This is a genomic window from Listeria immobilis, assembly GCF_014322765.1.
GTDB lineage: Bacteria > Bacillota > Bacilli > Lactobacillales > Listeriaceae > Listeria > Listeria immobilis.
In genome coordinates, this window is record NZ_JAASTZ010000023.1 from 12,996 (window position 1) to 26,794 (window position 13,799).

The 13,799-nt window shown below is 32.4% G+C and carries 16 protein-coding genes, 1 tRNA gene and 1 pseudogene; 6 read left to right on the plus strand and 12 right to left on the minus strand.

Features of this window, described 5'->3' with window-relative positions:
* The first annotated feature begins 18 nt into the window (after positions 1-18).
* Together HCJ50_RS14280 and HCJ50_RS14285 are read left to right on the plus strand one after the other, a co-directional pair.
* Positions 19-1,220: pseudogene (locus HCJ50_RS14280) on the plus strand (MFS transporter).
* Positions 1,217-1,462 (plus strand): hypothetical protein, encoded by a 246-nt coding sequence (locus HCJ50_RS14285; protein WP_185349536.1) that lies wholly within the window; start codon positions 1,217-1,219, stop codon positions 1,460-1,462. The pseudogene HCJ50_RS14280 and the gene HCJ50_RS14285 overlap by 4 nt, the downstream one beginning before the upstream one ends.
* A gap of 287 nt (positions 1,463-1,749) precedes the next feature.
* Here HCJ50_RS14285 and HCJ50_RS14290 read toward each other — a convergent pair whose 3' ends face one another.
* Complete coding sequence (locus HCJ50_RS14290; RefSeq protein WP_185349534.1) at positions 1,750-2,166, minus strand: MerR family transcriptional regulator; 417 nt, start codon at positions 2,164-2,166, stop codon at positions 1,750-1,752.
* 94 nt (positions 2,167-2,260) lie between these two features.
* Here HCJ50_RS14290 and HCJ50_RS14295 point away from each other — a divergent pair, with 94 nt between their 5' ends.
* Entirely contained in the window at positions 2,261-2,995 is a 735-nt protein-coding gene (locus HCJ50_RS14295) for an SDR family oxidoreductase (RefSeq protein ID WP_260443084.1), read from the plus strand.
* 65 nt (positions 2,996-3,060) lie between these two features.
* Here HCJ50_RS14295 and HCJ50_RS14300 read toward each other — a convergent pair whose 3' ends face one another.
* Together HCJ50_RS14300 and HCJ50_RS14305 are read right to left on the minus strand one after the other, a co-directional pair.
* On the minus strand, positions 3,061-3,324 hold the full coding sequence (locus HCJ50_RS14300) for a DUF3116 family protein (RefSeq protein ID WP_185349532.1): 264 nt from the start codon (positions 3,322-3,324) through the stop codon (positions 3,061-3,063).
* 24 nt (positions 3,325-3,348) lie between these two features.
* Positions 3,349-4,761 (minus strand): DEAD/DEAH box helicase, encoded by a 1,413-nt coding sequence (locus HCJ50_RS14305; protein ID WP_185349530.1) that lies wholly within the window; start codon positions 4,759-4,761, stop codon positions 3,349-3,351.
* A gap of 124 nt (positions 4,762-4,885) precedes the next feature.
* Here HCJ50_RS14305 and HCJ50_RS14310 point away from each other — a divergent pair, with 124 nt between their 5' ends.
* Positions 4,886-5,146, plus strand: a complete 261-nt coding sequence (locus HCJ50_RS14310; RefSeq protein WP_185349528.1) for a hypothetical protein — start codon at positions 4,886-4,888, stop codon at positions 5,144-5,146.
* Between the two features lie 44 nt (positions 5,147-5,190).
* On the opposite strand, the gene HCJ50_RS14315 is transcribed toward HCJ50_RS14310, so the two are convergent.
* Entirely contained in the window at positions 5,191-5,802 is a 612-nt protein-coding gene (locus HCJ50_RS14315) for a histidine phosphatase family protein (protein ID WP_185349526.1), read from the minus strand.
* Between the two features lie 164 nt (positions 5,803-5,966).
* On the opposite strand from HCJ50_RS14315, the gene HCJ50_RS14320 reads away from it, so the two are divergent.
* Both HCJ50_RS14320 and HCJ50_RS14325 read left to right on the plus strand, forming a co-directional pair.
* Positions 5,967-6,374 (plus strand): VOC family protein, encoded by a 408-nt coding sequence (locus tag HCJ50_RS14320; protein WP_185349524.1) that lies wholly within the window; start codon positions 5,967-5,969, stop codon positions 6,372-6,374.
* 115 nt (positions 6,375-6,489) lie between these two features.
* On the plus strand, positions 6,490-7,083 hold the full coding sequence (locus HCJ50_RS14325; RefSeq protein ID WP_185349522.1) for a YdeI/OmpD-associated family protein: 594 nt from the start codon (positions 6,490-6,492) through the stop codon (positions 7,081-7,083).
* A gap of 55 nt (positions 7,084-7,138) precedes the next feature.
* Here HCJ50_RS14325 and HCJ50_RS14330 read toward each other — a convergent pair whose 3' ends face one another.
* The 8 genes from HCJ50_RS14330 to HCJ50_RS14365 all read right to left on the minus strand — a co-directional run bounded on the left by HCJ50_RS14330 (position 7,139) and on the right by HCJ50_RS14365 (position 13,799).
* A complete protein-coding gene (locus HCJ50_RS14330) occupies positions 7,139-7,759 on the minus strand; it encodes a hypothetical protein (protein WP_185349520.1) in 621 nt (206 codons plus the stop codon).
* Between the two features lie 22 nt (positions 7,760-7,781).
* Positions 7,782-8,306, minus strand: coding sequence for a matrixin family metalloprotease (locus HCJ50_RS14335; RefSeq protein ID WP_185349518.1), 525 nt, complete (start codon positions 8,304-8,306; stop codon positions 7,782-7,784).
* Positions 8,307-8,779: 473 nt separating this feature from the next.
* Positions 8,780-9,739: an acyltransferase family protein gene (locus HCJ50_RS14340; protein WP_185395759.1), complete on the minus strand. Its 960-nt coding sequence runs from the start codon at positions 9,737-9,739 to the stop codon at positions 8,780-8,782.
* Positions 9,740-10,457: 718 nt separating this feature from the next.
* Positions 10,458-10,790: a hypothetical protein gene (locus HCJ50_RS14345; RefSeq protein WP_185349313.1), complete on the minus strand. Its 333-nt coding sequence runs from the start codon at positions 10,788-10,790 to the stop codon at positions 10,458-10,460.
* 24 nt (positions 10,791-10,814) lie between these two features.
* On the minus strand, positions 10,815-11,072 hold the full coding sequence (locus HCJ50_RS14350) for a DUF2599 domain-containing protein (protein WP_185349311.1): 258 nt from the start codon (positions 11,070-11,072) through the stop codon (positions 10,815-10,817).
* A gap of 1,365 nt (positions 11,073-12,437) precedes the next feature.
* A tRNA-Arg gene (locus tag HCJ50_RS14355) sits at positions 12,438-12,511 on the minus strand.
* Between the two features lie 110 nt (positions 12,512-12,621).
* Complete coding sequence (locus tag HCJ50_RS14360) at positions 12,622-13,146, minus strand: metallophosphoesterase (RefSeq protein ID WP_185349309.1); 525 nt, start codon at positions 13,144-13,146, stop codon at positions 12,622-12,624.
* A gap of 41 nt (positions 13,147-13,187) precedes the next feature.
* Positions 13,188-13,799, minus strand: a complete 612-nt coding sequence (locus HCJ50_RS14365) for an XTP/dITP diphosphatase (RefSeq protein ID WP_185349307.1) — start codon at positions 13,797-13,799, stop codon at positions 13,188-13,190.

Here is a 13,799-nt window from a genome sequence, read left to right on the forward strand (position 1 = left end):
TAGAGAGGGATTTTATTTATGAAAGAAAAACTATTTAATAAGGGTTTTATACTGATTACCTTGATTAATTTCGTTGTATATCTTGTATATTATTTACTAATGGTTATTATCGCTGTGATTGCTCAGGAAGAATTAAATGCATCACTTGCTGAGGCAGGCTTTGCTTCTGGCATCTATATTATTGGCACTTTATTGGCACGATTATATATGGGGAAAAAGCTAGAGTTGTTTGGGCGAAAACAAGTCTTAAGATATGGGATTATTTTTTTCTTAATAACTACGATGGCTTACATATATATGCCGACTATTGGGGTAATGTTCTTTATTCGTTTTTTAAATGGCTTTGCGTACGGAACAACATCGACTGCCACCAACGCGATTGTAACAGCTTATATTCCGAATTCTAGAAATGGGGAAGGAATTAATTATTATGGTCTTAGTACAAGCTTAGCCGCTGCTATTGGACCGTTTATTGGGATGATTTTATTAAGCAACACTAGTTTTTATACTATTATTATTTTTTCTACAGTTATTGTCTTTTTAACAACTATTTTATGTTTTTCCCTTCCAATTAAAAATATCGAATTAACTTCAGAACACAAGAAAGCTTTACAAACTTGGACTGTAAAAAGTTTTATCGAGTACAAAGTGATTCCAATAACTTTCATTGCCTTTTTAATGGGGATTTCTTATTCAAGTGTGCTTACTTTCTTAGCTTCATATGCAAAAGAAATTAATTTAGTTAGCGCTGGTACTTTTTTCTTTGTAGTTTATGCATTAGTCATTACTTTCACAAGACCCATGTCTGGAAAAATTTTTGATGCTAAAGGGGAAAAATATGTAATGTATCCTAGTTACCTATTTTTAGCAGTTGGTTTAGTTGTTCTTAGTATGAGTTCTTCTAGTTTAGTTTTATTAATTTCTGGGGGAATGATTGGACTCGGTTATGGTACTTTTATGTCTAATGGACAAGCAGTTTGTTTAAAAGTTTGTGAACCACATCGAATTGGAATTGGGCTTTCTACTTACTTTATTGGGCTTGATTTAGGTTTAGGGATTGGTCCATATATTTTGGGAGAAATTCATCATGTTTTATCTTTTCAAGGCATTTATATTATCGCTGGTTTGATTGCCTTTTCCTGCATTTTCATTTATATGTTTTTATCTAAAAATCGGTTCATAAGACCGTAGAACAAATACAAGGGAGCGAAGAAATATGAATAAATTATTATTAGTTACAGCAGCTGGATATATCGTTGGAATTCGCGCTGCTGAGACAGAAAAAACAGCTTCCATTCTTTTAAGTGATGTATATATTAATAACCCTGCACAGCGAATAATTGATCACTTTGAAAGCTTAGAAATTGTTAAAGAACAAATTATCGGCCACAAAAAGTTATCCACAGAGAATGCCAAAGATTTAATTAGTAGATGGCAAGCAAACTACTTTACCACTTCATGATATTAGCAAAAGCATTGCGCTAATGGTAGTTATTCATAAGCAAGTATAGTTTCATTTCAGTAGAGGCATTGAAATCATGCCTCTTTTTTCATACCATTTTTTCAGTAAATACACCTAAATCACTTAAGCCGAATTTATAGTGTACTTCAATTGGGATTCTTTCATGAATAATTATCTCATCAATTCGTGCAAGTAATAGTTCGAAAGTGAGTGTTTCACAATTGATAGCACTTCAAAAAAACTAAACAGATACATTGCTATATACGTAATTAGCATTAAAATTAATCTTACACTTCTTGTATAGGACTATCAAAAATGAAAGGATTATGCAAATCTTTTTTCTCATTAAATAAAATATTATGGTAGTATTGCGTTTTATAATCAAGCATTTTCAATTGTTTTTCAATTTTTTGCAATTCAGCTTGCATGACCTCGCGTTGTTGTAACATTAGGTTGTAACGCTCTTCTGTTGTTGCGTCACCTTCAACACACATATTTATATAATGCTTCACTTGCTCAATGGGAAGTCCAGTTGTTCGCAGACATTGAACAACATATACCCATTCCAGGTCTTTATCAGAAAATTGACGTACATTATTTTTATCCCGATGTACAAAAGGAAATAATCCATGATCATCATAAAATCGTAATGTGTGTGCAGAGATATTCATTATTGTCGCTACTTCTTTAATTGTATAAGACATATTTTTCATGCTCCTACTTATATTTACTTGACTGAGACTCACTCTAAGGTGCTATGCTTTTATTGTATCATATTAAGGAAGGAGAATATCATATATGTCTAATATCAAAGGAAAAGTTATTGTAATTACAGGAGCAAGTAGTGGTATTGGTAGAGCGACTGCTTTACTATTAGCGAAAAAAGGAGCGAAAATTGTTTTGGGAGCCCGTCGTGAAGAGCGCTTAAAAACGATTGTCAAAACAATTGTCGATAACGGTGGTGAAGCAACTTATTCCATGACAGATGTCACAAAGAAAGAAGAAGTCGATGAATTAGTTCGAGTAGCATTAGCTACATTTGGTCAAGTGGATGTTATGTTTAACAACGCAGGAATTATGCCATTATCTCATGTAGAATCGTTTAAAACTGATGAATGGGATAAAATGGTGGACGTGAATATCAAAGGAGTTTTACATGGATTAGCAGCCGTTATGCCAATTATGCTTGAAGCAGGCGATGGTCAGATTATCACAACAGGTTCAGTGGCTAGTTATAATTCAGAACCCACAGGCGTTATTTATGCTGGAACAAAATTTGCTATTCGTGCAATTCATGAAGGTCTTAGAAGAGAACTTGATGGACGTATCAAACTTACCCTACTGGCTCCTGGGGTGACAGATACTGAATTAGGAGCAGATATTACAGAAGAAGACAGTATAAACGGACTTAAAGAAATTAGAAAGTTAGCTATTTCACCTGAAAGTATTGCAGAAGCATTTTCATTTTTCTATCATTATTGCATAAAAATAACAGCATCCGCTTTTAGTAGGGAGGCGGATGCTGTCAGGTGAGATATGATTTTGAAAAAAAGGTTACTTTTAATATACCGAATAAATATGAATAGACTATGAACAAACTATGAAGATTCATTTTTTATTTTTTGCAGTAAAAAGTCTCCTTGTTTGGTGATGCTATAATACTTTTTTTGAAGGTTATTCTTATCACGCTGGATAAAACCGTGAAATTCCAACCAATAGGTGCAGTAGAGGAGCTCATTTCGAGTAGCATCTCCAACGATGTCATTTTCCAAGAAATTAATGGTTAATGATTTTATATTATAGGCTGGATTTTTAACGATATTTAACACCATAAAAATAAGATCATTTCTAGGTCTTTCCATGCCAGCAACCTTCTTTTCATTAAATTATCGTTTTCTTGCCTCATTCACTTTTAGCCTCCTGCCCTTTACTTTACGTGAGCGCATCATTTCAAGCACAGCAGGACCTTTTCCGTTGAGAATTTCTACAAATGAAACTTGATCTTCTATAGTTATAATTCCAATATCTTCTGATGTGATTCCATCCAACTTGGAAATGGTACCTACAAAATCTACCGCACGAATTTTTTTCTTTTTCCCACCATTAAAATAAAGTTTCATGATATTTTTATTTAATTTTTCGCCACGAGCTTTTTTGATAGTTGGACGTTTTTGTTGTTTTTTGCGGAATGCTTCTTCATTTGCTTTTACTTCGATAACGGTTGGCTTGCGTTTCTTTTCAATCGTGATATTTAACATAGATTCAATATCTCTAAGCAAGGGATTTTCGTTTGTTTTGACAAAACTGATTGCTTTGCCACTATTTCCTGCGCGACCAGTACGACCAATTCGGTGCACATAATTTTCTTTTTCGATTGGTAAATCATAGTTAATTACTAGCGTCACATTTTCCACATCAATGCCTCGACCTGCTACATCTGTGGCAATTAAAAAGCGCGATTTACCACTTTTAAAATCATCCAGTGCACGAAAACGGTCCTCTTGTCGTAATCCCCCATGGATTTTAGCTGTATTTACTTGAAGTAAGTCACTTAGTTCATCTACTTGATTTTTGGTATTACAAAAAATAATGGTGCTATCCGGATTTTCAGTAATTAAAACGTCTTGAAGTGTTTTTTCTTTATTGTCAGTTTGCATTTCCATATGGATAATCGGATTTGCTTTTTCGGAAGCAATTTCAATAACAGTGGGATTAACTTGATAACGTTCTATTAACGCTTGCATTTCTTCTGGTAATGTAGCGGAGAAAAATAGATTTTGCCGTTTGCTAGGTAAAAATTGAAGAATATCCTCTACTTGGTCTATAAAGCCCATACTAAGCATTTCATCTACTTCATCTAGTACTAAATGTGTCACCTTATCAACTTTAAGTGATCCTTTTTCAATATGATCTAATAATCGTCCTGGTGTTCCTACTACAATATGATTTTTTTGACTTAATTCTAGTTTTTGTTTAGCAAATGGTGATTGTCCATAAATTGCGGCTGCTTTAATTCGCTTAAATCTACCAATATTAGTACATTCTGTTTTTACTTGCATGGCAAGCTCTCTTGTCGGCACAATAATTAAAGCTTGAGGTTTATTTTCTTCCCAAATAACTTGTTCAGAAAGTGGAATTGCAAATGCAGCTGTTTTTCCGCTTCCGGTTTGTGATTTTGCGACAATGTCTTTACCTGTTAATGCTACAGGAATTACTTCTTTTTGAACAGGGGTCGCTTCTTTATATCCTAGCTCATTAATTGCTCGTTTAATTTCTTCACTTAACTTTAAATTATTCATGTCAGTCCTCATTTCCTCATCCCATCATATCATATTTGGACATCAAGGATAATACAAATTGTTTGAACTTCCTGCTTTTTTCCTCTAAAATGAACTATAAGCCCCCAAAATAAGGAGGAAAATGATGAATTTAGAGGATTTACAGAATAAAGTAACGGAGTCATTGCCACTGGAAAATTTAGGACAACTGACAGAAGATGCAACTACTAAAGCTTCTGAACTCGGCGAGCAAGCAACTAATGTAACCGAAAATCTACAAGATAAAGCTACCAATATTACAGAGACCTTGCAAGATCAAGCAGGTGGTCTCACAGAAAACTTGCAAGATACTGCAAATGAACTAACTGGTGGTTTTTTGGATAAGATAAAGAATTTATTTCAATAAAAATAGCCTCTTATTAGAACCTATTTCTAATAAGAGGCTATTTTTTAAGTTGTGGCTGTTTTAACTGCCTCGATATGTGTTCCGTTCTCAAAATCATGATTGATGAAGTTAACTAGACTAAATGCGCCATTTTCAAATTCGAATTTTAAAATACACCCGTTTTTTAACCCACTTATTATGCCAATCTTACTTGTGTTCTCCCAGTAACGAGCAAATTGCGCACATGCCGCTCCATGAGAAACAGCAAAAATCACTTCATACTCCCCTTGACTCATAATACTCTCTATCGTCGTAACTATTCGATTTTGAAAGTCTTTTTCTCGTTCCCCTCCATATGCTGCAAAAAAGTCCCCGTATGGCAGTGCTGGATTTAAATCTTCACTTTCTCCTTCAAATGTTCCAAAATCCCACTCTTTTAATCCTTTTAATCTTATGTAATCCATTTTTGTGACTAATTCTAAAGTGTCTGAAGCTCTTTCTGATGTGGAACTATAGGCTTTATCAAACTGAATATTATTTTCTTGAAAGTAGCTTCCCGCTATTTTGGCTTGTTTGATTCCAAGTTCTGTCAGCGGTGCATCACAAAAGCCTTGAATTTTTTTTCGTTCATTAAATAATGTTTGTCCATGACGCATTAAATATAATGTTTTTTTCATACAATTCCCTCCAAAATATAGCTTATTTATAGTCTACCACCCTGAAGTAACTCCAAGTCAAGTAAATGATTATCTTAACTTTTCCTCTTTTCACTCGTATCTGCTATAATAAAACCACTTAAATAATTCTTACTTAAACGAATATAAATCGAGGAGGAGTTCCAATGGTTTTAAATGTTTATTTAACTTTCAGGACACAATCCAAAGAGGCTATTACGTTTTATGAAGAGGTTTTTGGGACTAAATGCATGGATTTAAAGACATACGGTGAAGTTCATCCAGAAAACGAACCTATTGATGACGAATTAAAAGATTTAGTTATGAATGCTAGTTTGCTCATTGATGGTGTAAAAGTAATGTTTTCGGATATTCCCAAATCTATGCCACTCACTTTTGGTGATAATATTACCTTAGTGATTGACACAACTGACGAAATGCGACTAACCAAGCAATTTAACCAACTTGCTGAAGGCGGTACGGTCACTATGCCGCTTGCCAAGACTTTTTGGTCAGATAAATATGGGCAGGTTACTGATCGTTTTGGTACAGGATGGCAATTTAATTTATCTTAATATTAGCCACTTTCTTCTCAGCAAATTTGCACGAGGCGTTCTTATTAAGGTAAACTAACACATACCAAAAAGTAATTTTTAGCATGGTAATCAACAGAAACGAGGTAATTCTTAGATGACAAAAACTGAATTAAATCCAAAAGTAGATTCATTACTTAACAAACCAAGTAATTGGCAAGCTGAATTTAAAGCATTACGAGCAATTGCAATTGAATTTGAACTAACAGAAGAGTTTAAATGGGGCAAACCTTGCTATGCTTTAAATGGTGGTAATATCTTTCTTATTCATGGTTTTAACGAGTATTGCGCTCTTCTATTTATGAAAGGAGCTCTTCTACGCGATCCCGATAATATTTTAATTCAACAAACTGAAAATGTACAAGCAGCCAGACAAATCAGATTTACCAACCTTCAACAAATTTTAGATATGAAGGATACTTTAAAAAGTTACATTCAAAACGCAATTGAAGTGGAGGCAGCTGGATTAAAAGTGGAAGTGAAACAAGATAGAACATTTCCTATTCCTGAAGAACTTCAAGCAAGATTTGATGAATTGCCTGCCTTTAAAGAAGCTTTTGAAGCACTCACACCTGGACGTCAAAGAGCATACTTGTTATTTTTTGCAGCTCCAAAGCAATCTAAAACACGGATTTCTCGGATTGAAAAATATCAAGAGCAAATATTCGATGGTTTAGGGCTTAAAGATTAAATTTTAATAAGCGTCGATAGGAGCCTTTTGAAGTTCTCCCATCAACGCTTATTTTTTAGTTATTTTCTTCGTTTATTTCCTCTTTATATTCATCTAATGCATCGGCTTGTACATCATTAATTTCTTTTTCTGTTTCACCGCTTTCACCAAACAATTCCGTTTCTTTCTCACTATCAATATTCATTTTTCCAAAATTAACGCCTAATGGAATATAATATTTGTTCTCTACTTCATAGGATAAAAATAGCATATAAGTTTCATTGATTTCCATTTTTTCATAGCCAGCTACATGATAAGTAGTATTGGTTTTTTTATCATAACCTTCATTTTCATAAATTGGGATAATGGAATCTTCTACTATATTTTGCGTGGTTGCATCTTTAATTACTTGCGATACTTTGAAATCAGACATTCTATATACATTTAAAATATCTCCTTCTTCGCTACGTTTCACTTCGGAATCACCTTGTTTATCAAGTTTACCGATAACAATCAGATCACTAGCGTTTGTTAACTCTTCTTCTGTAGAATAACCATCAATTTTAGCTTCTACTGAAATTTCCTTTGGTTTAGCAGAAACGTTAGATGGTTTCATTTTTTGATAAGTGATATAACCCCCTACACTTAGTAAAAAAACGGCGATTATACTAATAATAGTTATTTTTTTCTTCGTCATAAACATCATCCACTCTTTCTATTTAATATTTTACATTTATACCTTTTTTATCATCTGATAAAGGATATGCTTTTCCATTAAATTTCGTTTTTCGCATAACGGAAATTGAATTATTTTTAGCTTGAGTATGTGATAATCCAATTGCATGCCCTACTTCATGGACTACTGTTTCTTTTTTATTTGCATCACTAGCTTTTTTAAATGCAGCATAATAGACAATACTTGAACTTCTTTTAGTCTTGTAATACGTCGTAGCATAGGTTCCATTACTTTCACTACTATACGAATTGGTAATGATAACTCCGAATGGACCTGAACATTTCACTAATTTCACCGGGCTGCCAGAATAGTTCCATTTTGTTGCATAATTCATATAGCCCTCCATTTTTTGTTTTACAATAGATGAATTATTAAAATAACTAATAAATTTAGGATTAGTTGCTTTTTGACCGTTTAGAATATAGGCCTCCCCTTCCACTGGATTTAACAGCACTGCACACATAGAAAAAACAGCGAACAAAATAAACACAAATTTCCTTTTTAGCATTTCTTAGTTGCCTCCTTTTTTTTAAAATAATAAAGAGCAGGTAAACTCGATATTGTTTTCAAAAAAATTGTAACATCCTAGCTTTATGTATAACCAAAAATGTAAAGAAGCAAGATATTCTTATTTTATTTGATAAAAAAGATGGCTAATTTAAGAAAGTTTTTATTTTCGCTTGTCTATGAAATGGATATTCCCACTCTAAATATTCTTCATTTGAGTCATTACTTACAATTTATGCACAGCTATATTAAATTGTCACAAAAAGTTCATTTCTGAATCATATTTATGCCCATTTTCATATTAAATACAGCAATTTAACTATTATTTTTAATAAAAAAGGAAAATAAATAATGTATATGTATGTATATTTATGAGGTGCTATCTGAGAGAAAAATTATAATTCAACTTCCATTCTATACATAAAAAAACCCGCCAATCAGCGGGTTAAAATTATCATCCTACAAACTTTATACTTATTTCTTTTTAAATATCAAAGTAAATATAGAGTAAATGGAAATAGCAAGCATTAAAGCAAAGGTTAACTGGAATGTGGCTGTTTGTTCTGCAAAAAAAGCTGCCTTTGGTACCATGAAGAAAATTATGATTGGATGTAAAACATAAGGATATAACGTATTATTACCAACCACAACTAAGTTTGTTTTTTTAGTAGGAACTAATATAATAAGTAATGCAATCCATAAAAATGCTAATGCAAATGATGCAACTATGTTAATTAAATATCCCATTGTTGATGCGCTAAATGCTGCTTTGTCTGAAAAAACAGAAAATAAAGAAAAATATGCATTTGAATTCGCTGAAAATAAATAATATGAAGCGCCAATTAATACTACAAAAGCGGCTATACCTATGTATTTATATTTTCCAATTAAATTACGAACTTTAACCAAACCGTCTGTACCTAAATAAAATCCGGCTATAAAGTAAGGCGCAAAACTAAGTATTCTTGTAATTGTTAAAAACTGCGTCCCGTAAAAATATCTATTAACCACCGCTAAGACTAACAAAATCGCAACTAAAAACAATGTATCTTTTGCATATTTCCCACGTTTATTAGCATAAATTGCGAATAATGTCCAAGCTGCTAATGCCAATAAATACCATAAATGATAAGCTGGTGTAACTAATGTTTTCATGCTAATTGTTGGATAATAGCCGATTATCAGCCCTAATAATAAAAATAATGGTTGAAATACAATAAAAATACCAATAAGTTTACCAATTTTCTTAAAATTTGCTCTTTGTGTACATATCCCACTAATAAAAATAAAAGCTGGCATATGAAAGGCATAAATAATATCAACCAATACTTTTTCTTTAGATCCCACTATTAGTAAGATATGCCCAAACATTACTAGAAAAATAAGCAGCCCTTTCATATTAGATATTTGAATATCATATCCTTTTTCTTTCAATTTTTCTCCTCCAATAGTTATGTAATTTATTATATTCCCTCCCAATTAATATACCTCAGATTAAAATTTAAAACAGTATAATAGCATAGCGCTTTATTTACAAGATATGAAACTATTTGAGACAGCATAAAATCCATACTTATATATAGGATAACGAGATATACTAATAACCAATCTTGCAATAAAATATGATAAAAATGGATAATGATTATAAATTTAGAAACACATATTGTTCAAGCTAATATGGATGCTATTTATGTAGCGGGATGGTTCAGATATATGGCTTGGATATAAAATGCAACTTTAAAATACAATTATTATTACAAACTATTTTACAACAACATAATCAGACAAAATAAATAGCTTTTCATATTTACGAAAGTTGAATTTACCACATAAAACACTAAATTTTCTTTTATAAAATCTTCTTTATTACCTTTTCGCATGGAACTAGCAAAATTAATCTGTCATAAGTTTATCAGAAGAACACTTTATAACTTCTATGTGCTTAACCATTTGAATAATCCTTATCAACTAAATTATAGCTTCTTTATTTAGCTCAATGGTTAATTATTCAATTTCTAACAAAAACCAGAAACAAAAATCTACTTAAACAATTTTCGTTTCTACTCTCTATCTTTCAAGTCCTATATTTTTCTCTTTTCATTATAATCAAATTATATCTCAGAAAGATATTCTGTGCTTTTCAAGGTATTATTTAATTATTAAATTTTTTTGATTTTCGTACTGGTTTTTTCTCTCCACCTAAGAGTATTGCAAGTATCAAGAATATATATGGATGAGTGAATAATAAGACCTCCAATACTCCTATTTGATAAAATAACAAATTTAATTCATCACTCATGAAAGCCATGTGTAATACATACACAAATAGCACTGCTAAAGAAAAAAATGTGAGCCCTATTAATGCTTTTCCTGCTAAAGTGAATTTGTATTTTTCTAATACCAAAGCAAATATTGATCCAAACACTCCTATAATAATAAATAAATATATAAGCATGTACCATGGGTCAAAAATAACTGGTTCCATATAAGTATAATCTCCTTAAGTATTTTAATTCGGGTAACAAAGTGCTACATAAGTTTTTTGTAATCCAACATTAGGACGTGTAGGTTCTAAATTCCATGAAGCTTTCCATACAGTTCCTGGATTTATCGCATGACAGTAAAATTGATTAGCAACACTAGCGCTTTTTCTTTTCAAAATAGGTGTATTAACATAACTTGAATCAGCTCTTACTTCTGCCCACATATCATTAGCGATTGCACTTGTATGGAAAATACCTATTGCCGTTTTTTTAACAGAAAGCAACCAATGGGAAGATAAGTATACTTTGGCACAGGTTCTAGCATAAACTCTGAATATTCCTGTAAACCTTCCAGACTTTGCTTTTGCATCGTATTTGGTACTTGTGTTATCAATTGTATCACTACAAAATAATGGATCTGCTGTTAAGGGATAATTACTACCACTATATTCAACAACTTGATAGATAGAATTTCCTTCTTGTTCAATTCCTCTATCTAAATTTAACCGCTATTTTTAATACTATAATCTCCTATATAACGTTTGTTTTATCAGTATTTCATCGTTAGCTCCTTTCTTGGTTAGTAGTTCTATATTACATTGAAATCGCTTACTTTTCAAACAAATTAATTATTTTTCACAATATATGCGATTTTCTAACTTTTTTTTCGTCTGTTTTGATATAAAATGATATTTATTTATGTATGAAAAACCTCCACAAAATTTTATGAGGGTTACTTTTATAACAATTATTACTGGTTTAGTATTGTTTCTATCGTTGTTGTTTTTTCGGTAACTAAATCAGAAAATCCTATATGCACATTTTCTTCATGTAACCATTCTATATCCGTTCCATAAGGAGCACTAAAAATTTCAGCCATAACAGGAACAAGCCGAAATAATGATTCTGCATTTTAAATTTTAAAGTTACTCGCCTCACTTACATATTCTTGATTATCAATAATAAAATATAATATTCAATCATTCAGTTGTGGGATAGCATTTTTTTCTCAATAACTGAAATGAACCAGTTGTCCACTTATAATATTATTAGAAACAACAAATCCACCATATTCACTATTATTTATTTTCATCTTCAAACTCCTTTACAATATCAATAAATCCATTCCGCCAACTATATTCTTCCGCATAATCTAAACATGATTTTCCAAAGTTATCCTTATGGTTGTAGTCTGACTTCACTAATTAAATTGATTTTATAAGAGTTTAATTTTTCTTTCTAAGAATATGATATTTTCTATGTGTGGTGCGTGAACTAAACCGCTACTATTGCACAATAACCCCTTGACAGAAAGGATTTTTTTAAACTTTTATTATCATAAAAAAATTTATATTTATTTGACTTCTTGTTGTTCGAATTGTGACGGATTAAAACTGGCAAATTACGTTTGTAGATTATTCACTTCTGTTTGCAGTTTACTCGTTTCTGTATCAATTTTTGTGTCAACATAATCAGTTCAAAGTAGATGCTTTTTTCACACTAAAAACAGATGTAGATACCACAAATGCCACAAAAACAACGAAATAAAACGGGTATTATAAGATATTAAAAAATCTCTAAAACATTCATCTACCCTTAAATATCATGGGCTTTCAATGTTTTAGAGATTTCTTTAAATTGCTTTTTAACGTCCTGAGAGGGATTCGAACCCCCGACCGACGGCTTAGAAGGCCGTTGCTCTATCCAGCTGAGCTATCAGGACAAATGGCACTGTTTTTTCAACAGCCAAATACCATTTTATGTTTAAATTGCTTGTTTGTCAATGGTTTTCTTTAAGTTATTGGATTTTTTCTTTTTCGAGTGACTTTTGACCTAGTTGTGTTTTGTTACTGGAAAAATTTGTGTTAGTTCTGTTAGTTCGTTATCATCACGATCCATGAAACGAACTTGAATTCCATTTGGTGTAGTATCAATGAGTGCGTACGTTTTTATATGAATACGTCCTCTTGGTAGTGAAATGCTACCTGGGTTTAAGATAATTGTGTCATCAAGCATATCCACCCCAAGTTCGTGAGAGTGACCAAAGAAAACAAAATCAGCATTTAATTCACGAGCACGGTATCTTAAATTCATTAGTGTCATTTTGATATTATATAAGTGTCCATGGGTCGTTAAAATTCGATATCCATCTACTTCACCAACCCAATCGTTTGGAAATCCCCCGCCAAAATCACAATTGCCCCGAACAGTATGGAACCCTTGAATTGCTGGATCATCTGCCTCTAGTTCTGAATCCCCACAATGAATCATTGCATCAACTGTGTTTTCGTATTTTTCTTTTAAATGTATTAAGCAGTCACGTTCTGAGTGGCTGTCGCTAACTACTAGTAATTTCATTTTATTTCCTCCCCCTAATGCTCCTACTGTTTCTTATTCTCTCACTTTTTGTTGACTTTTTCTACTACTTCCGCTAAATCTTTTTCTAGCATTTTAATTGCATTTGCACGATGGCTTATTTCGTTTTTCTTTTCTGCCGGAATTTCTGCCATTGTACAGCCAAATTCAGGTAAGAAAAATAATGGGTCATAACCGAAACCATTTGTTCCACATAGTTGTTCCGCAATAACTCCTTCTACTTCGCCAGTGTAAAAACGAGTTTTCTCTGAAGGTGTTGCTACTGTAAGTGTACAGTGGAAGCGGGCGGTTCTTTTCTCAGGCAAGATACCTCGTAAATTAGTGAGCAGTTTTTCATTGTTTTTAGCATCATCATGCGCTACTCCTGCATAACGTGCTGAATAGACACCAGGAGCTCCGTCAAGCGCATCTACAATTAAACCTGAATCATCAGCGATAACTGTTTGATTAAGCAAGCTAGCGACTGTTTCTGCCTTGAGAGCAGCATTCTCAGCAAAAGTAGTTCCTGTTTCTGCGATTTCACCGATTTCTGGAAAGTCGGCAAGTGTAGCTACTTCAATATTAAATTTAGCAAAAATTTTTTCAAATTCTTTCGCTTTTCCTTTATTGGCTGTCGCGATAATAATTTTGCTCAT